At 67.6% G+C, this 25,795-nt stretch carries 26 protein-coding genes; 14 read left to right on the top strand and 12 right to left on the bottom strand.

Annotation, left to right across the window (positions count from 1 at the left end):
- The first annotated feature begins 147 nt into the window (after window positions 1-147).
- Complete coding sequence (gene lepB / locus KBY65_RS05510) at window positions 148-909, top strand: signal peptidase I (RefSeq protein WP_261356042.1); 762 nt, start codon at window positions 148-150, stop codon at window positions 907-909.
- On the opposite strand, the gene KBY65_RS05515 is transcribed toward lepB, so the two are convergent.
- Complete coding sequence (locus KBY65_RS05515; RefSeq protein ID WP_255000793.1) at window positions 848-2,170, bottom strand: dihydroorotase; 1,323 nt, start codon at window positions 2,168-2,170, stop codon at window positions 848-850. The two genes, lepB and KBY65_RS05515, sit on opposite strands and share 62 nt — an antisense overlap.
- A gap of 3 nt (window positions 2,171-2,173) precedes the next feature.
- A complete protein-coding gene (locus KBY65_RS05520; RefSeq protein WP_255000794.1) occupies window positions 2,174-3,508 on the bottom strand; it encodes a histidine phosphatase family protein in 1,335 nt (444 codons plus the stop codon).
- Window positions 3,509-3,591: 83 nt separating this feature from the next.
- Here KBY65_RS05520 and KBY65_RS05525 point away from each other — a divergent pair, with 83 nt between their 5' ends.
- From KBY65_RS05525 to KBY65_RS05545, 5 genes are all read left to right on the top strand, one after another.
- Window positions 3,592-4,992 carry a CPBP family intramembrane glutamic endopeptidase gene (locus KBY65_RS05525; protein WP_255000796.1) on the top strand — a complete coding sequence of 467 codons (1,401 nt, stop codon included), beginning with the start codon at window positions 3,592-3,594 and terminating at the stop codon, window positions 4,990-4,992.
- 66 nt (window positions 4,993-5,058) lie between these two features.
- The gene (locus KBY65_RS05530; RefSeq protein WP_233128524.1) at window positions 5,059-5,532 is read left to right on the top strand and encodes a hypothetical protein; all 474 of its coding nucleotides are present in this window, start codon (window positions 5,059-5,061) and stop codon (window positions 5,530-5,532) included.
- Window positions 5,533-5,541: 9 nt separating this feature from the next.
- Window positions 5,542-7,329, top strand: coding sequence for a peptidoglycan D,D-transpeptidase FtsI family protein (locus tag KBY65_RS05535; RefSeq protein WP_233128523.1), 1,788 nt, complete (start codon window positions 5,542-5,544; stop codon window positions 7,327-7,329).
- Window positions 7,330-7,445: 116 nt separating this feature from the next.
- Window positions 7,446-8,615 carry a transaldolase gene (locus tag KBY65_RS05540; RefSeq protein ID WP_255000874.1) on the top strand — a complete coding sequence of 390 codons (1,170 nt, stop codon included), beginning with the start codon at window positions 7,446-7,448 and terminating at the stop codon, window positions 8,613-8,615.
- A 59-nt stretch (window positions 8,616-8,674) separates the two neighbouring features.
- Complete coding sequence (locus KBY65_RS05545; protein WP_094559904.1) at window positions 8,675-9,052, top strand: Crp/Fnr family transcriptional regulator; 378 nt, start codon at window positions 8,675-8,677, stop codon at window positions 9,050-9,052.
- Window positions 9,053-9,080: 28 nt separating this feature from the next.
- Here the strand turns inward: KBY65_RS05545 and KBY65_RS05550 are convergent, their stop codons facing one another.
- The 3 genes from KBY65_RS05550 to pyrH are packed head-to-tail and all read right to left on the bottom strand — an operon-like array spanning window position 9,081 to window position 11,490.
- A complete protein-coding gene (locus KBY65_RS05550; protein ID WP_094559903.1) occupies window positions 9,081-10,238 on the bottom strand; it encodes an NAD(P)/FAD-dependent oxidoreductase in 1,158 nt (385 codons plus the stop codon).
- Complete coding sequence (gene frr / locus KBY65_RS05555) at window positions 10,235-10,774, bottom strand: ribosome recycling factor (RefSeq protein WP_094559902.1); 540 nt, start codon at window positions 10,772-10,774, stop codon at window positions 10,235-10,237. Before frr ends, KBY65_RS05550 begins: the two co-directional genes overlap by 4 nt.
- A gap of 8 nt (window positions 10,775-10,782) precedes the next feature.
- Complete coding sequence (gene pyrH / locus KBY65_RS05560) at window positions 10,783-11,490, bottom strand: UMP kinase (RefSeq protein ID WP_094559901.1); 708 nt, start codon at window positions 11,488-11,490, stop codon at window positions 10,783-10,785.
- Window positions 11,491-11,573: 83 nt separating this feature from the next.
- On the opposite strand from pyrH, the gene KBY65_RS05565 reads away from it, so the two are divergent.
- Entirely contained in the window at window positions 11,574-11,780 is a 207-nt protein-coding gene (locus KBY65_RS05565) for a hypothetical protein (protein ID WP_094559900.1), read from the top strand.
- Between the two features lie 7 nt (window positions 11,781-11,787).
- Here KBY65_RS05565 and cobO read toward each other — a convergent pair whose 3' ends face one another.
- Entirely contained in the window at window positions 11,788-12,495 is a 708-nt protein-coding gene (gene cobO, locus KBY65_RS05570; protein ID WP_255000798.1) for a cob(I)yrinic acid a,c-diamide adenosyltransferase, read from the bottom strand.
- Between the two features lie 35 nt (window positions 12,496-12,530).
- A complete protein-coding gene (locus tag KBY65_RS05575) occupies window positions 12,531-13,760 on the bottom strand; it encodes a site-specific integrase (protein WP_254988224.1) in 1,230 nt (409 codons plus the stop codon).
- A 102-nt stretch (window positions 13,761-13,862) separates the two neighbouring features.
- Here KBY65_RS05575 and hemH point away from each other — a divergent pair, with 102 nt between their 5' ends.
- The 5 genes from hemH to KBY65_RS05600 all read left to right on the top strand — a co-directional run bounded on the left by hemH (window position 13,863) and on the right by KBY65_RS05600 (window position 18,237).
- Window positions 13,863-15,038, top strand: a complete 1,176-nt coding sequence (gene hemH / locus KBY65_RS05580) for a ferrochelatase (protein WP_255000799.1) — start codon at window positions 13,863-13,865, stop codon at window positions 15,036-15,038.
- A gap of 118 nt (window positions 15,039-15,156) precedes the next feature.
- Entirely contained in the window at window positions 15,157-15,666 is a 510-nt protein-coding gene (locus tag KBY65_RS05585; RefSeq protein WP_255000800.1) for a M23 family metallopeptidase, read from the top strand.
- 162 nt (window positions 15,667-15,828) lie between these two features.
- A complete protein-coding gene (gene ilvB, locus KBY65_RS05590; RefSeq protein ID WP_409996627.1) occupies window positions 15,829-17,601 on the top strand; it encodes a biosynthetic-type acetolactate synthase large subunit in 1,773 nt (590 codons plus the stop codon).
- Between the two features lie 68 nt (window positions 17,602-17,669).
- Window positions 17,670-18,008: a nuclease gene (locus tag KBY65_RS05595; protein WP_233128536.1), complete on the top strand. Its 339-nt coding sequence runs from the start codon at window positions 17,670-17,672 to the stop codon at window positions 18,006-18,008.
- A 22-nt stretch (window positions 18,009-18,030) separates the two neighbouring features.
- Complete coding sequence (locus tag KBY65_RS05600) at window positions 18,031-18,237, top strand: GIVxVP protein (protein WP_094559894.1); 207 nt, start codon at window positions 18,031-18,033, stop codon at window positions 18,235-18,237.
- A 39-nt stretch (window positions 18,238-18,276) separates the two neighbouring features.
- On the opposite strand, the gene KBY65_RS05605 is transcribed toward KBY65_RS05600, so the two are convergent.
- Complete coding sequence (locus KBY65_RS05605) at window positions 18,277-18,750, bottom strand: hypothetical protein (protein WP_254988221.1); 474 nt, start codon at window positions 18,748-18,750, stop codon at window positions 18,277-18,279.
- Between the two features lie 147 nt (window positions 18,751-18,897).
- Here KBY65_RS05605 and ppsA point away from each other — a divergent pair, with 147 nt between their 5' ends.
- The gene (gene ppsA, locus KBY65_RS05610) at window positions 18,898-21,345 is read left to right on the top strand and encodes a phosphoenolpyruvate synthase (protein ID WP_255000802.1); all 2,448 of its coding nucleotides are present in this window, start codon (window positions 18,898-18,900) and stop codon (window positions 21,343-21,345) included.
- 31 nt (window positions 21,346-21,376) lie between these two features.
- On the opposite strand, the gene KBY65_RS05615 is transcribed toward ppsA, so the two are convergent.
- Window positions 21,377-22,480, bottom strand: coding sequence for a metallophosphoesterase family protein (locus KBY65_RS05615; RefSeq protein ID WP_255000804.1), 1,104 nt, complete (start codon window positions 22,478-22,480; stop codon window positions 21,377-21,379).
- Between the two features lie 64 nt (window positions 22,481-22,544).
- The gene (locus KBY65_RS05620) at window positions 22,545-22,742 is read right to left on the bottom strand and encodes a hypothetical protein (RefSeq protein WP_255000805.1); all 198 of its coding nucleotides are present in this window, start codon (window positions 22,740-22,742) and stop codon (window positions 22,545-22,547) included.
- 28 nt (window positions 22,743-22,770) lie between these two features.
- Here KBY65_RS05620 and KBY65_RS05625 point away from each other — a divergent pair, with 28 nt between their 5' ends.
- Window positions 22,771-24,495 carry an NAD(P)/FAD-dependent oxidoreductase gene (locus KBY65_RS05625; RefSeq protein ID WP_255000806.1) on the top strand — a complete coding sequence of 575 codons (1,725 nt, stop codon included), beginning with the start codon at window positions 22,771-22,773 and terminating at the stop codon, window positions 24,493-24,495.
- Here the strand turns inward: KBY65_RS05625 and KBY65_RS05630 are convergent.
- Both KBY65_RS05630 and pgeF read right to left on the bottom strand, forming a co-directional pair.
- A complete protein-coding gene (locus KBY65_RS05630) occupies window positions 24,434-24,796 on the bottom strand; it encodes an AbrB family transcriptional regulator (protein WP_094559890.1) in 363 nt (120 codons plus the stop codon). The genes KBY65_RS05625 and KBY65_RS05630 overlap by 62 nt on opposite strands.
- 162 nt (window positions 24,797-24,958) lie before the next feature.
- Window positions 24,959-25,771, bottom strand: coding sequence for a peptidoglycan editing factor PgeF (pgeF, locus tag KBY65_RS05635; protein WP_094559889.1), 813 nt, complete (start codon window positions 25,769-25,771; stop codon window positions 24,959-24,961).
- Window positions 25,772-25,795 lie beyond the last annotated feature (24 nt).

A 25,795-nucleotide genomic window follows, 5' to 3' on the forward strand; every position in this document is an offset into this window, starting at 1 on the left:
GCCTAACCTGCCGAGTCTGGCCAGGGGACCCTGACTCCGCAGGGCCCGGGGGCCTTTGCGTCAACACAATGATGCGGCCGGGCCTGCTTGGGCTCTGCTTCCCCAGCGTCCTCCCGTTTCTGAAGGCCCCACCTGTTGAACAGCCCGTTGAACACTCCCGAAAGCCTGGATCAGCCCTCCCCGTCGCCGGCTGAGCCCCCCGCCGAGACTCCCGCTCAGGCCCTTGCGGAGACACCTGAAAGCCCCTGGGCCTTCTGGCGCAGTGTGGTGATCACCCTGGCCGTGGCGTTGGGCATTCGCCAGTTTCTGGTGGAGGCCCGCTACATCCCGTCGGGTTCGATGCTGCCAGGGTTGCAGCTGCAAGATCGCCTGCTGGTGGAAAAGCTCAGCTACCGCCAGCGCGCTCCCCGCCGCGGCGAGATCGTGGTGTTCCAGTCTCCCCACCATTTCGACCCGGTGCTCTCGGCTGGTGCCAGCCGCAACCCCTTGCGCTGCCTGGTGGTGAATCTGCCTCTGATCGGCAGTCTGCCCGGGGTGGCCAGCCCCGCCTGCGATGCCTACATCAAGCGGGTGGTGGCTTTGCCGGGCGAGCGGGTGATGGTGGATCCCAGGGGGCATGTGTTCATCAATGGCCAGCGGCTGCCCGAGCCCTACGTGCAGAACGACTGCCCGGTGGACAGCCAGGGGATGGGGCCCTGCCGCACCCTCAATGCGGTGGTCCCACCAGGCCATGTGCTCACCCTGGGTGACAACCGTGCCAACAGCTGGGACGGACGCTTCTGGCCAGGGGGCCCTTTCCTGCCCCAGGACGAAATCATTGGCCGTGCCTTTTGGCGCTTTTATCCCTTCAACCAGACAGGGGCGCTGGGGGTGACAGGCTCCAGTGATCAGCCGGCGTCAAGCCGGTAGCGCGCACCCCACCCTGGATGGTCCGGCCTCCCAGGGGTTGGTTGGCTGCGTACGAGAGCGAATGGCTTGGTTCCCAGGCCCATTGCTGCTGCGGGTCGAACAGCAACCAGCGGCGCGACCCCACGCGGAGCTGTTCGGGCGGCAGCCCCAGCAGCGCGGACCCGCCCCAGCTCAGGGCCTGCCAGAGTTGCTCCACTGGCCAGCTGCGGCGGCCCACCAGCTCCTGCCAGAGCAGCGGCAGCACCAGTCCGCGGGGGGCGCCGTGGCCGGCCAGCCCAGGCCGCCGCTGGTCGAGGGGCAGCAGCTGCTCCTCCGCATCAAGCGGCAGGTGATGCACCGCCACGGCGGTGAGCACGCCATCGGCCAGGGCGGTGATCAGGGCGTGGCGATCGTCCGCTGTGCCCAGGGAGGGGTGCAGCCGCCAGCCCTCAGCGGTGGGATCCAGGTTGCTGCTGTCGGCCAGCAGGTGCCACCAGCTGACGCTGGCCAGGGGGCGGTGCTGGGCCGCCCGCAGCAACGCGACACCTGCGGCGGTGGAGAGGTTCATCAGCCGCAGGGCTGCCTCGGAACGGCTGGCGGCCAGGGTGAGCAGGCTCTGCAGAGGCAGGGTTTCGCTCAGCACCGGATCCGGCGGCCAGCCGGCCCGCAGGGCGTCGACGCCCTCGCGCACGAAGCCTCCACCGGTGAGGCTCCCATCCCTGGGTGCCACCAGCACGGGCCGCGGGCCCATCTCGCCGAGCAGCAACCCCCGCTCCAACAGGGCCAGGGGGGGCAGCTGGTCGTGGCAGGCCAGCCCGATGGCCCCTGCAGTGATCTGATCGGCGTGGGGGGCCAGCTCCTGATCGGCCCCCTCCAGGCTGAAGCTGCCCCAGCGCTCCAGGGCCAGCGGCTCCAGTCCGGGCGGGTTGAGGTTGAAGCTGAGGTTGAGGCGCTCGGGCCGGTCCCGCCAGGGGCTGGACCAGGGCAACAGGGCCACGGTGCCGTAGCCCCCCGCCGCTGCGGCGGCAGCCAGGCTGGTGAGGTTCTCAGCCCGCCCATCCCAGGGCTGCTCCAGCGCGCTGTGGGGATCCACCAGCATCGGCGCCAGCAGCCACCCCTGGGCAGCCGTGGGGGAAAGCCCGAGGGCTTCGGCCTGCTGCCCGGCCGGCTCTCCCCAGCTGAGCAGGGCACCGCTGGCATCGATCAGGGCATCGGCGCGGTGGAGGGGCTGGCCTGGCCCTGTGAGCAGTTGAACCTGCTGAAGCCAGAGGGGGCGCGTCAAATTTCAGAGCGCACCGGCGGCGGTGCGGTCCAACACGCCGCCTAGGTGTGGGGTGAGGTTCATGGCTGCCACCAGCGGGCGCCCGCCGGCTCCTTCGGGGTAGTCGATCACGGTGACGCCACCGTTGCCCTGCTTGATGGCCCAGATGTCGGCGGGCTGCAGGCCCAGCAGGCCGCAGAGAATGGTTTTGTTGACGGCGTCATGGGCCACCACTAAGGCGGTTTCGTCGTCGCTGAGGCTGGCGGCGATGCGGGCCCATGTGGCCAAGGAGCGGTCCCAGACCTGCTGCAGGGTTTCCCCCTCCGGCATCTGCACCGTCTGGGGCGCCCGCTTCCAGTCTGCGAGCAGCTGGGGCCAGCCCTCGGCGATCTCCTGCTCAAGCCGGCCTTCCCAGAGCCCGTGGCCGATTTCCACCAGGCCGGTGCTGCTGGTCAGGGGCACGCCAGGGTGGGAGGCCAGGATCGCTTCGGCGGTCTGACGGGGGCGGGCCATGCAGCTGGTGTAGGCCCGGTTGATCGTGACCGGCGCTAGGAAACGACCAGCTGCTTCGGCCTGGGAGCGCCCGGTGGCATTGAGGGGAATGTCGATCTGCCCCTGGAAGCGGCCTTCGCGATTCCAGTCGGTTTCGCCATGGCGCACCAGCAGCAGGCGCGGCCCTGGCCCCTTGGAGGGCAGGGGGTCGCCAAGGTGGGCCAGCCCGTTGAGGGATTCCACCTGCACTCCGCCGCCACTGAGGTTGAGCACTGATAGGGAGCAGTTGTCGACCCGCAGCCGGCGGAAGCCGGACAGGGGCAGATCCAGCAGCGCCAGCAGCAGGCAGCGCAGGATGGCGTTGTGGGCCACCACCAGCACCGTCTGGGGTGGACCCTGCTCGTCGGTGATTGCAGCCCCATGGCGCTCCAGCAGCTGCTCTCGGAATTGCTGGGCCTGGGCCATCAGCTCCTGCAGGGGCAGGTAGGTGTGGCCATCGGCCCGCTGCAGTTCGAGCCGTTCCGGTGCCAAACGCCACTGCCGCTCTAGCTCGGCGTGGTGCTCGCGCAGCTCCTGGCGCAACAGCCCGCTCCAGGGGGCCAGGTCAATTTCCAGCAACAGCGCATCGGACGTCGCCACCAGGCCCTGACCCTGCTCGGCCAGCAACAGCTGGGCGGTGTCGGCGGCCCGGCGCAGCGGCGAGGTGTAGGCCGCCGTGAAGGTCAGATCCCGCAGCGCGGCCCCTGTGGCACGGGCCTGGGACTGGCCGGTGTCGGTGAGGGTGGAGAGATCGTCGCGGCCCTGGATGCGGTGCTCCACATTGAAGCTGCTCTGCCCATGGCGCACCAACACAATCCGAAGGGGCACGGGCTTGACGCTGCTCTCCGCCCATCGTATGGGAGGGGGTGTGGGCAGAATCGCTCCACTCGTAAGCCCCGGAGGGCCTGCGCTTGAACGCCAGCCCCCCCCCGCAACCCCGTCCGAGCGCAGGGTGGACTGCTGGCCTGGCCCTGCTCAGCCTGGTGCTCAGTGGCTTGCTCTGGCTCAATGGCCTGGTGGACAGCCTGCAGCGCCCATCGGTGGGCAATGCCCTGGAGCTGCGCCAGCGGGAGCTGACGGCCCTGGCGGCCCCTGCCCTGCCCGCCAACTTGCGCCCGCTGCTGGCCGGGGATCAGCCGCTCCAGGCCTTGCAAAAGGAACTCCTGCAGCAGGTCAACGACGCCCCCCTGCCCCCTGCCCCCGAGCAGCAGCTGCAACTGGCTCTGCTGCAGGGTCAGACGGGGCAGCAGCAGGCGGGCCGGCAACGGCTGCTGGATCTGCAACAGCAGGTGCCTCCAGAGCAGCGGCCCCTACTGGCGGCCCTGCTCGCCCCGCCTGCGAACCGTGCCCCTGGGCCGGCGGAGGGGCTGTGGGCGGGCTGGCACCCCTCGCCCCTCACCCGTGCCTTGGCCTGCCAGGCCCTGGGCGGGAGTGTCGACGCCTGCAGCGATCAGCCGGCCCAGCGGGCGGTGGTGCTGCGCCTGTTGGGCACGGGGGTGGTGCCGGTGCTGTTGTTGCTGCTGGGCATCGGCCTGCTGCTGCGCGAGCTCTGGCTGCGCTGGCGCGGCAAGGCCCAGGCCCGGGCGCCCCTGCAGGGGCCACCCCTGACCCTGGCGGAGGCAACGCTGCTGATCGCCGGTGGCTTTGTGGTGGTGGGTGAGTTGTTGGTGCCGCTGCTGCTGGCTCCCCTGCTGCAGGGCGGACTCGGGCCGCTGGCCGCCCAGCCCGCCCTGCAGCAGGGGGTGTTGGTGCTGGGCCTGTACCTCGGTTTGATGGCGGTCCCGCTGGCACTGCTCTGGGGCCAGTTGCGGTCCCACGGTCCGCGGCCCCTAGGAGGCTGGCTGCAGTGGCACTGGCGACCACTGGGCGGCACCCTGCGCCGTGCTCTGGTCCAGGTGCTGATGGTGCTGCCCCTGGTGGCCCTGACGGGCTGGCTTCAGGAGCGGTTGGTTGGCGATCCTGGCGGCAGCAATCCCCTGCTCGAGCTGGTGCTGACCAGCGCCAACCCCCTGGCCCTGCTGTGTTTTGCCTTCACGGCCCTGGTGCTGGCACCACTGTTTGAGGAAACCCTGTTCCGCGGCGTGCTGCTGCCGGTGCTGGCCCAGCGCTGGGGCGGCCTCTGGGCCGTGCTGATCAGTGCCCTGGTGTTCAGCGTTGCCCACCTCAGCATCGGCGAATTGCCGCCCCTGTTTGTGCTCGGCTTGGGCCTGGGCTGGCTACGGCTCCAGAGCGGCAGGCTGGGGGCGAGTGTGTTGATGCACAGCCTGTGGAATGGCCTCACTTTTGCCAATTTGCTCTTGCTGGCAGGTTGAAGGCTCCAGTCCCCTTGCTGGTTCGCATCAGGGGTGGTTCAATCGCGCAGTGCTCGGGCCGTCCCTTTGGTTGCCTCCCTCTCGCCCCGGCAGGCTCCCGAAAGTCGTCTGATGGCGGGGAAACACGCCAGCCGACGGGCTCAGCGGCGCACCCTTCAGCTGATTCAGGGCTCCCTCTCGGGCCGCAGGTTGGAGCGCCGAGCTCCCTGGATCAGCAACCTCCACCGCGCCACCGACGGCACCCTGGCGGGCCTCGGCATCTGCATGCTCGCCCTCAGCGCCCTGACCCTGCACTGGCAGAACCGCTGGGGTGTGAGCTACCAGCAACTGGAGGCCTCCCAGGTGTTGGAGCACAAGCTGCAGGAATCGTCGGCGCTGCTGGAACAGCACCACCTGGGCGCGGTGAAGCGCCCGGGCTGGCTGGTGCCGACCAGCAGTGAAAAACTGGTGTACCTCCCGCCCCCTAAGTCCGCTTCCCTCTCCGTCGGTTTGCCCCTGCTGAGCAGCATTCAGTTGCGTCAGATCCGCTCGGGTTACTGATTCATGTCGATGACGTCCAGTCGTCGCCGCGGTCCCAGCCGCAGTCGCAGCAGTTCTCCCCAGCGGGTCGTGGCGATCCAGCCGGTGCCCACCGGTCGTTTGCTGGCGGTTTACGGGCTGTTGTGCGCGGGCCTGGTGGGGCTGGCCGTACGGCTGGCCTGGTTGCAGGTGGTCGATGCGACCAACCTCCAGAACCGCGCCCACGCCATCCAGACCCAAACCACCAAGCCGATCGGCAAGCGACGCACGATCGTTGATCGCAATGGGCGCCTGGTGGCCCTTGATGAACAGCGCTTCACCCTCTGGGCCCATCCCCGTTATTTCAATTTCCCGGGCGACGACCCCCAGAAGATCCGCAGCGTCGATGAGGTGGCCAGCAAGGTGGCGGCGGTGTTGGCCCTGCCGAAAGCCGGGCTTCTGCAAACGATGGCGGGCCGCCGCAGTGGCATCAAGCTGCGCACAGACCTGGATCCGGAGACGGCTGAGCGGGTGCGGCAGCTGGGAATCAGTGGCCTGGATCTCGAGGCCTACCCCCACCGCATCTATCCCCAGGGCCCCCTGTTTGCCAACGTCGTCGGCTTCCTCAACCTGGAGCGCGTGCCCCAGGCCGGCCTGGAGCAAAGCCGCGATGGCGACCTCAAGCGCCAGGAAACGGCCCTGCAGATGCGCCGCGGCGCCGACGGCACCCCACTGCCCGCTGGCCTGACAGCCGGCTCTCTCTACGGCGACGACCTGCGCCTGCAGCTCACCCTCGATGCCCGGCTGCAGCAGGTGGCCCAGCAGGCCCTGGTCAAGCAGGTCAAGAAATGGAATGCCAAGCGCGGTGCGGCCCTGGTGATGGACGTGCGCAACGGCGAAATGCTGGCGCTGGCTTCCACCCCCACCTACGACCCCAACGCCTTCTGGAAGTTCAACCCCGGTCTGTTCCGCGAGTGGTCGGTGCAGGACCTCTACGAACCGGGCTCCACCTTCAAGCCGATCAACCTGGCCCTGGCCCTGCAGGAAAAGGCGATCCAGGCCAATGGTCGGGTGGCCGACACCGGTCAGCTGACGATCGGGGGCTGGCCGATCTTCAACCACGACAAGCGGGCCAATGGCCTGATTGATTTCCCCACCGTGCTGCAGGTGTCGAGCAACGTGGCGATGGTGAAGGCGATGGCTCAGGTGAAGCGGGACCGCTTCTGGCAGTGGCTGCGCACCTTCGGGATTGATGAAAGGCCCGACACCGACCTGCCGGGGGCGGTGGCCGGGGAACTCAAGCCCCGCAATGCCTTTACCAGCCAGGCGATTGAGCCGGCCGTGGCTGCCTTTGGCCAGGGCTTCTCCTTGACGCCGCTGAAGCTGCTGCAGCTGCACGCCATGTTGGCCAATGGGGGCCGGCTGGTGAGCCCGCACATCACCCGAGGTCTGCGCTCAGGAGATGCACTGGCCAGCGCTCCGGGTGGGAGCGGGATGCCGTTGCTCGATCCCGCCGTCACCCGCACGGTGATGGGCTGGATGGAGTCGGTGGTGGAGAACAGCAGTGGCTTGGGCATCAAGATTCCCGGTTACCGGATCGGCGGCAAGACGGGCACCGCCCAGAAAGCGGAGCGGGGTGTGTACATCCCGGGGGCTCTGATCACCAGCTTTGTCGGGCACCTGCCCATCGACGACCCGCGCTACGTCGTGCTGGTGGTGGTGGATGAACCGAAGGGCGGCAACATCTACGGCTCCACGGTGGCGGCCCCGGTCGCCCGCCAGATCATCGACGCCCTGCTGGTGCTGGAGCGGATTCCGCCCTCGCGCCCCAAGGCCTGACGGCTCGTGTTGCCGTTCCCTCAAGGATCGGTCTGCCGTCTGGGTGCATCCGTCCACACTGGCTAGCGTGATGGCACCCAGGGCTGATGCCCAGCCAGCTCGACCCGTCCCTGCCCATGGCCAACCTGCTCGATCAACTCGCTGCCATGACCGTGGTGGTGTCCGACACCGGCGATATTGATGCGATCAAGCAGTTCACCCCCCGCGACGCCACCACCAACCCGTCGCTGATCCTGGCCGCAGCCCAGATTCCCACCTACCAAAACCTGATCGACCGCTCCCTGCAGGAGTCGCGCCAGGTGATGGGGGCCGATGCCGGCGCCGGCGCGGTGGTACGGGAAGCCCTCGATGAAATCTGCGTCACCTTCGGCAAGGAGATCCTCAAGATCGTGCCCGGCCGCGTGTCCACAGAAGTGGACGCCCGCCTCAGCTACGACACCGAAGCCACCATCGCCAAGGCCCGCAAACTGATCGGCCTGTACAACCAGGCGGGCATCAGCAACGACCGGGTGCTGATCAAGGTGGCGTCCACCTGGGAGGGCATTCGTGCCGCCCAGCAACTGGAGCAGGAGGGCATCCACTGCAACCTGACCCTGTTGTTCGGTTTTGCCCAGGCGGTGGCTTGCGCCGAGGCCGGCGTCACCCTGATCTCCCCCTTCGTGGGACGCATCCTCGATTGGTACAAGAAGAGCACCGGCCGCGACGTCTACCCCGGCCCAGAAGATCCCGGTGTGATCTCCGTGAGCCAGATCTTCAACTACTTCAAAACCTACGGCTACAAAACCGAGGTGATGGGAGCCAGCTTCCGCAACATTGAGGAGATCATCGAGCTGGCGGGCTGTGATCTGCTCACCATCTCGCCGGCGCTGCTCGATCAGTTGCGCCATACCGAAGGGGAACTGGAGCGCAAACTCAACGCCTTTGATCCGGCTCCCACCGAAGCCCAAATCCATCTCGATGAAGCCCACTTCCGCCAGATGCTGGCGGCCGATCCGATGGCCACCGAGAAGTTGGATGAGGGGATCCGCGGCTTCTGCAAGGCGATCGAAGCCCTGGAGGCCCAGCTGGCCCATCGCCTGGCCGAGCTCGAGGGTGGTGCCGCGTTCAGCCATGCCGTGCACGAGATCTTCCTGCTCAATGATCTCGATGGCGATGGCTGCATCACCCGCGAGGAGTGGCTGGGCAGTGATGCGGTGTTCGATGCTCTCGACACCGATAAAGATGGCCGGCTCGCCCCGGACGACATCAAGGGTGGATTGGGAGCGGCCTTGGTTGGTGCTGGCTAGAGCCAGCCTTAACCGGCGTGGGGCACACTGGCCCCATCTCCGTCCGTAGCCGTCGCACCGTGAACGCCCTCGACACCATGCGCGCCCTGGCCAGCAACGGTGAGGTGGTCACTGTGGAGCCTGGGGAGCTGATTTTTGCCTCGGGGGAATCGGGCGATTGCATGTTTGGCCTGCTGGAGGGCTCGGTGCAGTTGAGCTGGAACGGCGACCAGGGCCATGAGCAGATCAATGCAGGCGATGTGTTCGGTGCCGGTGCTCTGGTGACGAGCGATCACCGCCGCTACGGCAATGCCCGGGCTTTAACCCCCTGCCGGTTGCTGGTGATGAACCGCGAAAAGTTTCTGTTTGCTGTGCAGGAGTCGCCGATGTTTGCGATCGAACTGCTGGGCTCGATCGATCAGCGCCTGCGGCAACTCAAGGATTGCACCAAGATCTGAGGCTTGCACCAAGATCTGAAGCCCGCCTTCAGGAGCGCTGGAACAGCAAGCGGCGGATCACCCGTTGGGCGATGTCGCCATAGCCCATCTCACCGGAAAGGATCTGGGCAATGCGCTGCGGTGCGGTGGGGCGCTTGATGCCCAGCTGGTAGCCCACCCGCGGCACCCGGTAGAACACCTGGGCGATGCGTTTGCCCCAGGCCATCGACTCGCCCCATTCGGCCCGCATGCGGCGCGTGTAGCCGGCCAGGGCCGAGGGCTCACCGGCCAACCAGGCTGCGATCGCCTCAGCGGCCCGGCAGCCGCTGATCAGGGCGGGACGCAGACCTTCGGCCAGGAAGGGATCGCACAGCGAGGCGGCATCGCCTACCACCACCAGCCCGGTGTTCTCCCCCTGGCCATGGAGCGGGTGGTGGCCATCCCAGATGCGCAGCTGGCCCGCACGGCGCTCGCCGGCATCGGCGGGCAGGCCCAGGCTGGGCAGTAATTGGCTCAGCACCGCATCGGCATCGGCGGGATCGCGGCCGATGAAGGTGCCCACGCCGATGCTGTAGCCCCCCTGGCGGGGGAAGGACCAGCAGAAGCCATGGCGCACCAAACCGAATTCAAAGCGGGCGGTGCTGGGCTCGCTCACGGCACATTCCACCTCCACCGACACCGTGTCGGCAAAGCGCGGCCGGGCTGGCCCCAGGCCATGGCGGGCCGCCAACTGCGATCCCGAGCCGTCGGCGATCACCACCGCCCGCGCCTGGAGCGATAGGGCTGCGCCGGTTGGCCCGATCGCCTGCAGCTGCCAGTGATCCCCTGATCGCTGCAGGCTCTGCACCGCCACGCCCGGCTGGAAGTCCACCCCAGCTGCCGTGGCCTGCTCCACCAGGTAGGAATCGAGCACGGAACGCCGCACGATCCAGAAGGGGGCATCGCCGGGCAACACGGCCGTCACGGGGTCGCCCAGGCACCAGGTGAAACGCACCTGGTCGATCACCGCATCCACGGCCGGGCCCAGGTCAAAGGGGAACAGCGCCTGCATCGAGGCCGCCATGCCGCCCCCACAGGGCTTGGGGCGTGGGAAGGCGGCGCGATCCAAGAGGACCACCTTCTGACCCTGCTGCGCCAGGTGGAAGGCCGCTGCGCCACCAGCAGCGCCGGCCCCCACCACCACCACGTCAGCTGGCGTGGCGTTCACACCTTGAGGATGTCGGCTTCCTTCTCGGCCAGGTGCTTCTCGAGCTCGGCGATGAACTTATCGGTGAGCTTCTGCACCTTGTCCTGATCATCGCGGCTCTGATCTTCTGAGAGCTCGCCGTCCTTCTCCTGCTTTTTCACCTTGTCGATGGCATCGCGGCGCACGTTGCGCAGGGCCACCTTGCCCTCTTCGGCATACTTCGCGGCCAGCTTGCAGAGCTCCTTGCGGCGATCTTCGGTGAGGGGCGGGATGTTGATCCGGATTACCTTGCCGTCGTTGTTGCAGGTCAGGCCCAGATCACTCATGGAGATGGCCTTCTCAATCAGTCCCATCGAGCCGGTATCGAACGGCTGGATCTGAATCGTTTGGGAATCGGGGGTGGACAGGGTGGCCAGAGACTTCAGCGGCGTCTCAGCGCCGTAGTACTCCACACTGATTTTGTCGAGCAGGGAGGGGTTGGCCCGGCCCGTGCGGATGGTGTTGAAGGTGCGCTGGGTCGCTTCGAGCGACTTGCGCATGCTGGCTTCCAAATCCATGGCGGGGGTCAGGGGTGAATGCGGGTGCCGATCGGCTCGCCGGCCACGGCGCGGCCGATGTTGCCGGCGCCGAACAGATCAAACACCACAATGGGAATGGCGTTGTCCTTGCAGAGGGAAATGGCCGTGCCGTCCATCACCTCGAGCTCGGAGCTGAGCACCTCCAGGAACGAGAGGCTCTCGTAGCGCACAGCATCGGTGTGCTTGTTGGGGTCTTTGTTGTAGACGCCATCCACCTTGGTGGCCTTGAACACCACATCGGCGCCGATCTCAGCGGCCCGCAGGGCTGCGGTGGTATCGGTGGTGAAGAAGGGGTTGCCGGTGCCGGCGGCAAAGATCACCACCCTGCCCTTTTCCATGTGGCGGATCGCCTTGCGGCGGATGTAGGGCTCGGCTACCTCCTGCATCGAGATGGCGCTCTGCACCCGGGTGGGCACGCCAGCCCGCTCGAGGCCGTCCTGCAGGGTGATGGCGTTCATCACGGTGGCGAGCATGCCGACGTAGTCGGCGGTGGCCCGGTCCATACCGGCGGCCGATCCTTTCAGGCCGCGGAAGATGTTGCCACCACCCACCACGATCGCCAGTTGGGTGCCACCGGCCACGCAGGCGGCCACATCGGAGGCAATGGACTGCACGATCGCCGGATCGATGCCATAGCCCTGCTCCCCCATCAGCGCTTCGCCGCTGAGTTTGAGCAGCACGCGCTTGTAACCCATCGACCCCACTGATTTGCCGCACCGTAGCAACGCCCTTGCGTCCTGCCCGCCCAACCGCTTCAGTGCCACAAAGCGTGAGCGCCATGGGCCACCTTCCCCTCGGCCAGCCCCAGCCTTACCGCCAGCCGCGATCCTGTGGCGTGATGGCGCGCCTCACCCTTTCGGCCCTGGATCGGGCCAGCGCCGACCCGGCGATCTGGCGCGAACCCGATGTGCACCGGGCCGTGTTGATCAGCGGCCTCACCGTGCTGGTGAGTGCCCTGGCCCAGCTCCAGGACGACCTGGGCTGAGCCGTGCCTAAAACTCAATCCCTCGCTGAGCTTTCACGCCCTGCTCCCGGAAGGGATGGCGCAGCAATTTCATTTCCGTCACCAGATCGGCCCGCTCCACCAGGGCCGGGGGGGCACCGCGGCCGGTGAGGGCCACGTGGGTGAGCTCGGGGCGCAGGGTCAGGCCCTCCAGCACCTGTTCCACCGCCAGGTAGCCCAGCTTGAGGGCGACATTCACCTCATCGAGCACCACCAGCTTGCGGTTGGCGTCGGCGAGGTAGCTGAGCGATCTCTCCCAGGCGGCCTGGACCAACACACGATCCCGCTCCCGGTCCTGGGTTTCCCAGGTGAAGCCCTCGCCCAGGGCGTGCCAGGCCAGCGCGTCGCCAAACAACTCCAGGGCCTTGGCTTCGCCGGGCTGCCAGCCGCCCTTGATGAACTGCACCACCGCCACCGCGTCGCCGTGGCCCAGGGTGCGCAGCACCAGCCCTAGGGCTGCGGTGGTCTTGCCTTTGCCATCGCCGGTGAACACCAGCACCAGCCCCTTCTCCAGGTTGCGCTCACCCACTCGCTGCTGCTGCACCTCCTTGCGCCGTGCCATGCGGCGGCGGTAGCCATCGGCATCCGCTTCTGGCGCCAGAGCGCCGCCGGGGCCTAGTTCCGCTGCCACCGCATCGAGGGCCGACCCTGGCGCAGTGGCGTCGGGCTGGAATGCGGTGGGATCGGGTTGGCTCACGGCAGGGCAACGGCAAGGCAGCCACTCTGGCGGGCTTAGGCCACCGACTGCCGGCGCGCCAGGGCCGCATCCACCGCCTGCTGCTGGTCGCGGCGGGTGATCCAGTGGTGATAGGTGCGGGTGTGAATGGCCACGGAGTGACCCATCATCCGGGCTGCCACGGTGTCGGGCAGGCCGATGTGGATGGTGCGCACCGCCCAGGCATGGCGCAGGTCGTAGGGGGTGATCGGCAGGTCGTAGCGGCGAAATTGTTCCGCCACCCGCCGGCCCACCTGCTGCAGGGTGGTGCGGCGTAGGTCGGTGGCCACTGGGGGCAAAGGTGGGGCGGTGCTCCCCAGTTGCTCCAGGCCGAAGTGTTCCACCCACTCCGGCTGGAACGGCCACACCTGGTGCTCCCCGGTTTTGGAGGTGGGCAGCACCCGGATCACCCGGTCGCCGCCGGGGGCCAGGGCCGAGAGGTCGCAGAAAAAAATCTCGTGGTTGCGTAGGCCATAGGTGGCCATCAACGCGTAGGCCAGCCGCCAGCTGGGGTTGGGGATCTGTTCGGCCAGGGCGAGGATCTGCGGATCGCCGGGCAGCCTGCGGAACTGGGCCGCATGCAGGCCGTAGCCCGCCGCCCGTTCGGCCCAGTCCTCGGGCAAGGGCTGGCCCAGGTGGCGGGCCAGGGCCGCCAGGGCGGTGCCGCACTGCTGGCGACTGCGGCTGGTTGGGGCATAGCTCTCCAGAACCGTCTCCAGCAACGGCAGGCCCAGGGGCCAGTTCCGTTCCGCCGCCACCGCCGCCAGGCGCCGCAGGTAGGGACGGTAGGCGCTGGTCCAGGTGGTGCGGCAGCCGGCGGGGTTGCGGCGGCGGCGGGGGTCGGCGAAGAAGGCCGCCTCGAAGCTCTCCAGCCCGAGGGGATCGCCGCAGCCCTTCACCACCGGCCTCGTCACCCGCTCGGTCACAGGGCTTCCTGGGGTCGGTTCCGGCAGCGCCCGGGCCCACACCGACCAGTCGAAACGCCCCTGCTGGAGCTGACGCAGCGCCTCCTTGAGGCGCTCCCTGGCCTGATCCAACCCCGCTGCGTCGGCGGGCAGCCCCAGGCTGATGCGCTGCACGGGGTGCCGACCCGTCCCATGGCGGCAGGGCAGCGGCCCCCGCAGCCCCAGCCGTTGGCCGCGCAGCTCCAGACGTAGCGAAAGCCCCGCCCGCGCCAGGGCGCTGTTCTCCTGCGCCAGCTGGGCCTGCAGGCTCGCCAGATCGGGCACCGCAGCTCCGCTTGCCATGGCCCTTGCACAGGTCTCGACGTTATCGATCCGACGCCGAAGCCGCTAGGGGTGTAGCGGCAGCGTTACGCTCGGCCTTCCTGAGCCGCACGGAACGAGGGCATGGCCAAGGTTGGCGTGCTGCTGCTGAACCTCGGCGGGCCCGAGCGTATTCAGGACGTCGGTCCGTTTCTCTACAACCTGTTTTCCGATCCGGAGATCATCCGGCTGCCGAATCCTGCTCTCCAGAAGCCACTGGCCTGGTTGATCAGCAGTCTGCGGGCCGGCAAATCCCAGGAGGCCTACCGCTCGATCGGCGGTGGCTCGCCCCTGCGGCGCATCACCGAACATCAGGCCCGGGAGCTCCAGAGTGAATTGCGCTCCAGGGGCATCGAGGCCACCAGCTACGTGGCCATGCGCTATTGGCATCCCTTCACCGAATCGGCGGTGGGCGACATCAAGGCCGACGGAGTGGATGAGGTGGTGGTGCTGCCCCTCTATCCCCACTTTTCGATCAGCACCAGCGGCTCGAGTTTCCGGGAGCTGCAGCGGCTGCGTCAGGCCGATACAGGCTTTTCGCGCCTGCCGATCCGCTGCATCCGCAGTTACTACGACGACCCCGGCTACATCGGAGCTATGGCCGGCCTGATTGCCCGCGAGATCCAGGCCTGCCCCGAGCCGGCCCAGGCCCATGTGTTCTTCAGTGCCCATGGGGTGCCCAAGAGCTACGTGGAGGAGGCTGGCGACCCCTACCAGCAAGAGATCGAAGCCTGCGCGCGCCTGATCATGGAGCGGCTCGAGCGCGATCTGGGCCACGCCAATCCGTTCACCCTGGCCTACCAGAGCCGGGTGGGTCCGGTGGAGTGGCTCAAGCCCTACACCGACGACGCCCTGCAGGAGCTGGGGGCCGCCGGTGTGACCGATCTGGTGGTGGTGCCGATCAGTTTCGTCAGTGAGCACATCGAAACGCTCGAAGAAATCGACATCGAATACCGGGAAATCGCCACCGAGGCGGGCATCATCAATTTCAGGCGCGTCCCGGCCTTGGACACGACCCCAGCTTTCATTCACGGCCTGGCCGATCTCGTGCAGCACGCCCTGGAGGGCCCCGAGGTCAACCTGGATCAGGCCGCCGAGTTGCCCACCAAGGTGAAGCTCTATCCCCAGGACAAGTGGGCCTGGGGCTGGAACAACAGCTCCGAAGTGTGGAACGGTCGCTTGGCGATGGTGGGCTTTTCCGCTTTCCTGCTGGAACTGATCAGCGGACGGGGCCCCCTGCATGCGCTCGGCCTGCTTTAAACACCGCCCCCTGACGAAACGTTTCAAAGGCCCTTTCAGACGTTGTTTGACACGCTGCTCAACAGGGTTTTGCAGGGGTGAAAGAACCGCTGCCTGGCCCGGTCTGATCTGTGCGGCTGTGGCTGTCACGGTTCAGCTGGCTTGCGGTACGGCCCTCGCGCAAGCCCATTGGCAGATGGGGGTGTTTCCGGTAGCCAACTTCCTGGCCTACACCAGCCACTTCGGCACCCGCACGGGGCCCTGGGGCCGGGTGGAGCCCCACTACGGCCTCGATATCGCCGCCCCGATGGGCTCGCCGATCCGCAACTGGTGGGCCGGGGTGGTGCAGGACGTGATCCACGACGGAGCCTGTGGCATCGGTCTGGTGATCCGCTCGGGGGACTACGAGCACATTTATTGCCATCTCGCCGGCCACGTGGCCGGCGGCACCTATCGCAGCGGCCCCGTCGCCCTGTGCCAGGGGCAACGGCTGCGCACCGGTCAGTTGATCGGCCATGTGGGCATGAGTGGTCGCACCACCGGCCCCCATCTGCACTGGGGCATGCGTCACGGCGGGCGCTGGCTCGATCCCGCCCAGATTCTGCGGGCCATGGCGGCAGGCCGCGTCAAAAGCCGCGCCGGCACCTAGGGTTGCCGTAGTTCGAGAACCAGCCTCAGTGGTTGGCCTGCTGCAGCCGTGACGCTGACGCCCCTCACTCCTGCGGCCCAGTCCGCCCCTGCTGTTTCCAATGGCGACAGCTCCACCGTTACGGCCAACCCTCCGCAACGCGTTAGTGGCGGCTACGCCCTGATGGATGCGCTGCATCGCCATGGGGTGGAGCACATCTTCGGCTACCCCGGCGGCGCGATCCTGCCGATTTACGACGAGCTGCACAAGGCCGAGGCCCGCGGCTGGCTCAAGCACATCCTGGTGCGCCATGAGCAGGGCGGCACCCATGCCGCCGACGCCTATGCCCGCGCCACCGGCAAGGTGGGTGTGTGCTTCGGCACCTCTGGGCCCGGCGCCACCAACCTGGTTACCGGCATCGCCACCGCCCAGATGGACTCGGTGCCGATGGTGGTGATCACCGGGCAGGTGCCCCGGGCATCCATCGGCACGGATGCCTTCCAGGAAACTGACATCTTCGGCATCACCCTGCCGATCGTGAAGCACTCCTGGGTGGTGCGCGACCCGGCTGATATCGGCCGAATCGTGGCCGAGGCCTTCCTGATCGCCGCCAGCGGCCGCCCCGGCCCGGTGCTGATCGATGTGCCTAAGGACGTGGGCCTTGAGGAATTCGACTACACCCCGGTGGCCCCTGGTACGGCCATCCCCGCCGGTTTCAAGCTGCCCCCCAGCCCCGATCCGGCGGCGATCGCCGCGGCCCTGACGCTGATTCGTCAGGCTCGCCGTCCCCTGCTGTATGTGGGAGGTGGCGCTGTCAGCAGCGGTGCCCATGGTGCCGTCAAGCAACTGGCTGAGCGCTTCCGGTTGCCCGTCACCACCACCTTGATGGGCAAGGGGGCCTTCGATGAGAAGCATCCCCTGGCGGTGGGCATGCTGGGCATGCATGGCACCGCCTACGCCAATTTCGCGGTCACCGAGTGCGATCTTTTGATCGCCACCGGCGCTCGCTTCGACGATCGGGTCACCGGCCGGCTCGATGGCTTCGCGCCCCGGGCCCAGGTGATTCACATCGACATCGATGCGGCTGAAATGGGCAAGACCCGCCTGCCGGATGTGGCGCTGGTTGCCGATGTGCAGGCCGCGCTGGAGGCTCTACTGGCGGCGTCTGCCGGGGAGAGCAGCGAAGGCCGCACCGAAGCTTGGTTGCAGCGGATCGACAGCTGGAAGCAGCACTACCCCCTGGTGGTGCCCGCTCCCGAGGGCGACATCGCCCCCCAGGAGGTGGTGGTGGCCCTGCGCGAGCTGGCGCCCGATGCCTTCTACACCACGGATGTGGGTCAGCATCAAATGTGGGCGGCCCAGTTTCTCCACAACGGTCCCCGCCGCTGGATCAGCTCGGCGGGCCTAGGCACCATGGGCTTCGGCATGCCTGCCGCCATGGGTGTGCAAACGGCCTTCCCCCACGAGCAGGTGATCTGCGTGGCTGGCGACGCCAGCATCCTGATGAACATCCAGGAGTTGGGCACCCTCAGCCAGTACAACCTGCCGGTGAAGGTGGTGGTGCTCAACAACGGCTGGCAGGGCATGGTGCGTCAGTGGCAGGAAAGCTTCTACGGCGAGCGCTATTCCGCCTCCGAGATGACCGGTGGCATGCCCAACTTCGCGGCCCTGGCGGAATCCTTCGGGGTGCGGGGCGTGCTGATCGACGATCGGGCCAGCCTGCGCCAGCAGCTCCAGGCGGCCCTCGACCATCCGGGCCCGGTGTTCATTGACGTCAAGGTGCGCCGCAACGAAAACTGCTACCCGATGGTGCCCCCCGGCGCCAGCAACGCCCAGATGGTGGGCTTGCCCAGCCATCCCGAGCTGGCCATCGACACCACCCGCCACTGCCATGCCTGTGGCAGCACCACCGAAAGCGCCCATCTGTTCTGCCCCAACTGCGGCGCCAAGCTTTGAGGTGGCTTGCGGCACTGATCGCGGCCCTCGTCCTGTTGTTCTGGCCTGGTGCGGCGCTGGCGGCTGAGATGCTGCAGGTACGGGGCGCCACCCTGTTGCAACTGGGTGATCAGAACCGCAGCTACACCGTCCAGTTGGCTTGCATCGTGGTGCCCGAGGCCCAGCAGAGCGAGGCGGTGGATTGGCTGCGTCAGGCCGCCCCCCGCCGCACTCGGGTCAATCTGCGGCCCATGGGCCAGAACCAGGGGGTTCTGCTGGCCCGGGTGCAGACCCTCTCGGCTCCCCAATACCGATCAGGCAGCGCTTCCGGCAGCACGGATCTGGCCAGCGGTTTGGTTGCCGCCGGCCTGGCTCAGGTTGCCGCTGACGCCGATCCCAGTGGGGATTGTGCCAATCTCGGCGCCTGATCCTGTTGCTTGGGCTGATTCCGTGAGTTTGAACCGCACTGCGAAAGGCATTGTGCTGGTGCCTTCCCTGCTGCTGGGCGGAGCCTTCCTGGCGGCCGGCGTATGGAGCGACGGACCCGCAGCCAGCAACAAGATGTTGGCCCTGAGCCTCGGGGGGGTGTTGATGGCCGCCGGCTTGCTGGCCCAATTGTTGCCCGACAGCCAGCCGGAAGAGTCAGATCCCGATTGAAGAGGCCCCCCACCGGTTAGCCCCCCAGCCGCGGCCTTCCTACTTCTTTTGCTGCTGCTTGGCCTGGGCCGAGAACTGGGCGATCACGTCATCGACGAATTTCTTGTCGGCGGTGGTGATCTTCGGGTAGCAGCCTTGCTTCACGCGGCCCACGATCTGCACGATGGTGCCGTTGATGATCTGGGAGGCCTCCAGCTTGCCTGCACCGGCGATCTGGCCGCCGTGGGTGGCGGTGACCACGTAGGTGATCGCCTTGGCGTTGGAGATCACGGCGTTCTGCACGGGCACCTTCTGCTCGACTGCCAGTTCGCAGACGTTGACGGCGGCGGCCAGAGCCATGTCGTTCATCGTCTCCAGGCTGGCGGGCTTGGCGGCCGCCGCGGCAGGGGCTGACGACTGGGCCAGGCCGGGCGCTCCGAGCAACGCCGTTGCTCCCGCTACAGCCGTGACGCCAGCGAAAGCCGTGGCGCTAAGGGCGGAAGCAGTGAACCGGGCCAGGGAAAAACGAGACACAGAAACCGTCGGACGGGTAAACAGCATCCTTCCACTGTGGCATCCGTGTCGGGCCCGTGATAGGGGAGCTGCGCTTGGGTGGCCGCCTTCACAGTTGGCCCCAGGCCCGTCCAGTGGCGCCAGAGTTGGTTTGGCTGCCCTTGTCGGATGCGCACCGTCAATCCCCTGCCTGCCGAAACCCTGGCTGCTCCCCTGGTGGTGCCATTCGCGGCGGTGGGTCTTGGGGCGATTGCCCAGGTGGGGGGCAAAAACGCCTCCCTGGGCGAGATGATCCGCGAGCTCGCCGGCGCGGGGGTGCGGGTGCCGGGAGGCTTCGCTACCACCGCCGCTGCCTATCGCCACCTGTTGCGCAGCAATGGCCTCATGGCACCGCTGGCGGAGCTGCTCACGGGGCTGGATGCTGACGACCTCGGCGCCTTGCAGAGCGCTGGCAAGGCCGCCCGTAGCCTGCTGCTGGATGCCGAGCTGCCCGCCGATTTGGCCGAGGCGATCCTGGCGGCCTATCGGGAGCTGGCAACACCAGATGGCGGTTTCCCAGCCGTTGCGGTGCGCTCCAGTGCCACCGCCGAAGACCTTCCCAACGCCAGCTTTGCCGGGCAGCAGGAGACCTACTTGAACATCGAGGGTGAGGCGGCCCTGCTCGATGCCTGCCGGCGTTGCTACGCGTCGCTGTTCACCGATCGGGCGATCTCCTACCGCCAGCTCAACGGCTTCGATCACCTCGAGGTGGCCCTCTCGATCGGGGTGCAGCGGATGGTGCGCTCCGACCGCGCCTGTGCCGGGGTGATGTTCAGCATCGACACCGAAACCGGCTTCCGCGATGCGGTGCTGCTCACGGCCGCCTACGGCCTGGGCGAAAACGTGGTGCAGGGGGCTGTCAACCCCGACGAGGTGCTGATCTTCAAGCCCACGCTGGAGCAGGGTTTCGCGCCGATCCTGAGCAAGCGGCTGGGCAGCAAGGCGATCCGGATGGTGGTTGGCCAGGCGGGGAGTGGCGAGGGTGGCGCGCCCGTGCACAACGAGCCGGTGCCCCAGGCCGAGCGCGATCGCTTCGCCCTCAGCGACAACGAGTGCCTCACCCTGGCCCGCTGGGCCTGCCGGATTGAGCGCCATTACAGCGCCCAGAGCGGGTCCCCCACCCCGATGGACATCGAGTGGGCCAAAGACGGCCTGACGGGGGAGCTATTCATCCTCCAGGCCCGCCCCGAAACCGTGCAGTCGCAGCAGCAACAGGCGGTGCTCCGCAGCTGGCACCTGGAGCCTCACCAGGCCGAAACCCTGGTGAGCGGCCGTGCCATCGGCGCCTCCGTCAGCAGCGGCGTGGCACGGGTGATCCGCCACCCCTCCGAGATTGAGCGCTTCGAGAGCGGCGATCTGCTGATCACCGAGCGCACCGATCCCGACTGGGAGCCGATCCTCAAGCGGGCTAGCGGGGTGGTGACCGACCAGGGCGGCCGCACCTGCCATGCGGCGATCATTGCCCGGGAGATGGGCATCACCGCCATCGTTGGCACCGGGGACGCCACCCGCCGCATCCACGACGGTGACCCCATCACGATCAGCTGCTGCGAAGGCGATGTGGGCCGGGTGTACCGCGGCACCCTGCCGTTCTCGGTGACGGAGCAGCCCATCGGCGATCTGCCCGCCACCCGCACCCAGATCCTGATGAACGTGGGCAACCCGGAGGAGGCCCTCAACCTGGCGGCCATCCCCTGCGATGGGGTGGGGCTGGCCCGGCTTGAGTTCATCATTGCCAATCACATCAAGGTGCACCCGATGGCCCTACTCCAGCCGGACCGGGTTGCCGATCCAGCGGAACGCATGGCGATCGCCCAGCTGACGGCCGGCTACGCCAGCCCGGCCGAGTACTACGTGGATCTGCTGGCCCAGGGCATGGCCCGCATCGCGGCGGCCTTCTATCCCCGGCCAGTGATCCTGCGCTTGTCCGATTTCAAAAGCAACGAGTACGCCAAGTTGCTGGGGGGCGCCGCTTTCGAGCCCAGCGAGGAGAACCCGATGCTCGGCTGGCGGGGCGCCTCCCGTTATTACGCTCCCGCCTTCCGTGACGCCTTTGCCCTGGAATGCCAGGCCCTCAAGCGGGTGCGCGAGGGCATGGGCCTGACCAACGTGATCCCGATGGTGCCCTTCTGCCGCACCCCCGAGGAGGGCGACAAGGTGCTGGCTGAGATGGCCCGCTCCGGCCTGGTGCGGGGCGAGAACGGGCTGGAGGTGTATGTGATGTGCGAGCTACCCAGCAATGTGATCGGGGCCGAAGCGTTTGCGGAGCGTTTTGACGGCTTTTCGATCGGCTCCAACGACCTCACCCAGCTCACCCTGGGCCTGGATCGCGATTCGGCGCTGGTGGCGGAGCTGTTTGATGAGCGCCACGCCACCGTGAAGGCCATGATCCGGCTTGCGATCCAAACGGCCCGGCGCTGCGGCCGCAAGATCGGCATCTGCGGCCAGGCCCCCAGCGATTACCCCGATTTTGCCCGCTTCCTGGTGGAGGAGGGCATCAATTCGATCAGCCTCAACCCCGACGCCCTGATCGCCACCCGGCTGGAGGTGGCCCGTATCGAGGCGAGCCTGGGCTGAGCGCCCGACCAGATTCGCCTCTCCAATCCGTTTAGCCGATCCGCCGCAGTACCGGCCCCTGGCTGGGGCGGATCTGGGCCGGCAGCTGCTGGCTGGCGATCGGCTGCAGGGTGCGCATGTTGTAGGTGGTGTAAACGGTGCGGCCCGTCGTGCTGCCCTCTCCGGTGCCCTCGCCCCGGGGCCAGAAGGCATCGATCAAGGTGAGCGTCTGCACCGGTGGCGAGGGATCCTGCAGCCGACGGCGCGGCCCACTGCCCAGGGCGCCGAGGTTGAGCAGATCCAGCTGGCCCACCCTGCCGGGGAAGTAGGCGTGGTGGTGGCCACTGATGTAGGCGTGGGCACCGGTGCGCTCCAGCAGTTGGCGCAGGGCGTCGCTCTGTTGCAGCACGTTGCCGGGGGTGTCCCTGCCCTGCCCCACCGCATAGAGGGGCAGATGGCCCAGCACCAGGCGCAGCCGGGCCGACTGCGCCGCCGGGCTGCTCAGCTGGCGCTCGGCCCAGGCCACCTGCTCGGCCGGCACGGTGGCGGAGGAGGCATCCCACACCAACAGGAACAGGTCGTGCTGGCGCACGCTGTAGGCGAAGGGGAACCGGCTGGCATCCACGAAGGACAGCCCCAGCCCGTCTTCCTGCCCGCGCCAGTAGCGCTCCGCCTCCTGCCGGTCGAGCTCAAACGCGTAGCGCCCGCCGGAGCGGGCGGAGGAGGCATCGTGATTGCCCATGGTGATCGCCACCGGCAGCCCCGCCCGCCGCAGCGGCGCCAGCAGCTGGCGGTGGAAGGAGGCCCACATGGCACTCAGGTGCACGCGGCTGAGCCCCTGCTTCTGGCCGGCCACCATGTCGCCGCCGCAGAGCACCAGGTCGGGTTTCCAGCTGGGAATCAGCTCGACAGCCCGCAGCACCTCCGGCAGGTAGCTCGTGGAGCCATAGCTGCTGTTGAGGTCGCTGATGGCCACCAGCCGCAGGTCGCCCCGCGGTGGCAGTGCGGATGCCCCGACCCTGTTGGAGCTGGCTGCAGCAGGCCTTGAGGGCAGGCTGGTAGTCGCCCAGGCCCCCAAGGCCAGCCCCGCCAGACCCAAAACATCCCGCCGCCGCAGGGAGGAGCCTGGCCACTGGTGCATGGGGCGCTCATCCATGGGATGGTCTGCAGGCAAAGGACTGCCCCCTGCTTAGCGCCCGGGGCAAGGGAAGGGGGATCAATTAAGCCGCTAGGCGCCACAACAGGGTGCCGTGGGCCATGGCTCGCACCACGCACAGCACCGCAAGGGCCATGCAGAGGGGGCAGTGGGTGATCCCCATGGGGCTGGCACCGTATGGGTTCTCACCCTGGCAGGCCGAGGCGTTGTCCTGACGGCGGACCTCGAAACTGCTGAAATAACGCCATACATCGGCCGCCATCTCCGGTTGGGCCCCCCAGGAGACGGTTGTGCTGCGCCTGAGTGAGCTGAAACTTCCCCTCGACCACAGCGACGCCGAGCTGGAGGCGGCGGCGTGCCGGCGGTTGCGGATTGCTCCCGATCAGCTGCGAGCGGTGCGGTTGGTGAAGCGCAGCGTCGATGCCCGCAAGCCCCAGGCCATCGCCCTGGTGTACAGCCTCGATCTGGACTTGGCCCTCGATCCGCGGGCGGAGGCCCGCCTGCTGCAGCGCTTCGCGGGGGATCCCCATCTGCGGCCCAGCCCCGATACGACGTACCACCCGGTGGCCCAGGCCCCCGGCGCTGGGACCAATCCAGGGGTGGCCGTACCGCGTCCGGTGGTGGTGGGGGCTGGCCCCTGTGGCTACTTCGCGGCCCTGCTGCTCGCCCAGATGGGCTTCCGCCCCCTGCTGCTGGAGCGCGGCAAAGCCGTCAAGGAGCGCACGGCCGACACCTTTGGCTTCTGGAAAGGCAACCGCCCCTTCAACCCCGACTCCAATGCTCAGTTTGGGGAGGGGGGAGCAGGCACCTTTTCCGACGGCAAGCTTTACAGCCAGGTGAGCGAGGCGAAGCCCTACGTGCGCAAGGTGCTGGAAGCGCTGGTGGCCGCCGGTGCCAACCCAGACATCCTCACCTTGCATCACCCCCACATCGGCACGTTCAAGTTGGCCACGGTGGTGCGAGGCCTGCGCCAGCGGATTGAGGCCCTGGGGGGTGAGGTGCGCTTTCAGGCTCGGGTGGACGGCCTGGAGTTGGCGGATGGGGATCGCTCCGTGCAGGCCCTACGGCTCCAGAGCGGCGAGCGGATTGCGGCCAGCCATGTGGTGCTGGCCCTCGGCCACAGCGCCCGCGACAGCTTCGCGATGCTGAAGGACGCCGGTGTCGCAATGCAGCCCAAGCCCTTCGCGGTGGGCCTGCGCATCGAACATCCCCAGAGCCTGATCGACCGCGCCCGTTGGGGTGAGGCCACCGGCCATCCGCGCCTGGGCGCCGCCGAGTACAAGCTTGTGCATCACTGCAGCGGCGAAGCCAGCCAGGGCCGCAGCGTCTACAGCTTCTGCATGTGTCCGGGCGGCTTGGTGGTGGGTGCCACCTCAGAAGCGGGCCGGGTGGTGACCAATGGCATGAGCCAGCACTCCCGCAATGAGCGCAACGCCAACAGCGGCATTGTTGTGACGGTCGACCTCGACGATCTGGCCCCCTACGGCGATGGACCCAACGATCCCCTGGCCGGGGTGGCCTTCCAGCGGCACTGGGAGGGTCGTGCCTTCATCGCCGGTGGGTCCAGCTACCAGGCCCCCACCCAGCGGGTGGGGGATTTCCTGGCCGGTCGCCCCAGCAGCGGCGGCGCCAGGGCTGTGCACCCGTCGTACCAGCCTGGGGTGCGCTTTGGCACGCTTGAGGGTTGCCTGCCAGCGTTTGTGCTGGAGGCCATTAGGGAGGCCCTACCGGTGTTTGAACGTCGCATCCCCGGTTTCGCGATGGACGATGCCCTGCTGACGGGAGTGGAAACGCGCACCTCCTCGCCACTGCGGCTGCCCCGAGACAAAACAGCCCTGGAGTGTTGCAACACCCCAGGGCTCTATCCGGCGGGAGAGGGGGCCGGTTATGCGGGCGGGATCCTCTCTGCGGCCATCGATGGCATCAAGGTGGCCGAGCAGGTCGCCTTGGCGATCACTCGTCCTCGTCTTCAGCGCCCAGGGGAACCAGTCGGATCTGCTTGCGACCCAGTTTGATCTCAAATTCGTCGCCGGGTTTGAGATCGAGCATGCCGGTGTAGGCCTTGCCCACCATCAGGTTGCCGTTGAACTGAACCTTGGTGTTGAAGCTGAGCTTGCGGCCGCCTTTGCCGGTTTTGGCGGTGCTACCGAAATCAACACCTTTGGCGTTGAGCAGGGCCTCGTAAAAGGCCGTGAAATTCAGCCGCTCAGAGCCATCTTTCTTGTGGGAGACATAGCCGCAAGCTCGGACGAGATCGGACTTGCTCACATCTCCATGTTCCTTGACCTTTGCGAGGAGGTCAGCGCCAGTGAGCATGGATGAGATTTATGCAACATCTGCATTATTGCGCAGGATCTGTCCCGACTGCAAGCGAAGGGGTGGGAATCCGGCGTAAATCCGGATCGGTGCTGCGCCAAGACGCATGGACTTCGTCACATCCAGTCGCATGGGCGGCGAAAAAAAATTTGGTTTCGAACATCAGGTCTGGGAAACAATCCCGCTCCACTGCACCGCTTTCACTTGATCACGGCGCCAGGAGTGAAATAGCAGTGGCTCAGTGGCTGTGCAAAGGGGGCAGATTGCAATGCGTTCAGTCGCAACGCCGAGGTTCTCGAGTTGGCGGCGGGCAGCGGCGCGAATGTCCAGCCGATCGCGCTGGGGATCGGGGTCATCTTGCAGGGCGCCGCAGCAGCGCAAGGCCTCCAACAGGTCCGGCAGGTGTTCCGGCTCGTTGGGCGCCAGGGCCGCCGCCACCTGCTCGCTCACCGCCCGCTCCACCTGGTAGCAAGACCCACTGATCGCCGGACCCAGGGCCACCAGCAGCTCGGCGGCGCGGCTGCCGCTGGCTTGCAGTTGTTGCACGGCCGCGGCCAGGATGCCGCCGGCCACACCCCGCCAACCCGCATGGCAGGTGGCCACCCGGCCCGAAACCGGATCGGCGATCAGCACCGGCGTGCAATCGGCGCCGCAGGCCCAGAGACACTGGCCGCCGCCATCGCTCACCAGGCCATCGGCCTCGGGCCAGGGCTCGGCCGTGGCCTGGCTGGCCGGCAGCACCACGGCACTGTGCACCTGGCGCAGACGGTGCACGCTCACCCCGGCACTCACGTAGCCGGCCAGCACCTCAGGCCCCCGACCCTGCCACTGGCGGGTGAAAAAGGCGTGCTCAAAGCTGCCGAGCAGGTCGCACTGGAGGTAGTGGCCGCCATAGGTGCCCACCCAGGTCCAGCCCGGCAGGCTGTTGAAGTCCCGGTCGGGACGGTCAAAAGGGGGATCGAGCGCTTCGGCCATGGTCGGTGCCGGGTGCCAGTGGTG

It is taken from the genome of Cyanobium sp. Alchichica 3B3-8F6, from assembly GCF_024346435.1.
GTDB lineage: Bacteria > Cyanobacteriota > Cyanobacteriia > PCC-6307 > Cyanobiaceae > Cyanobium_A.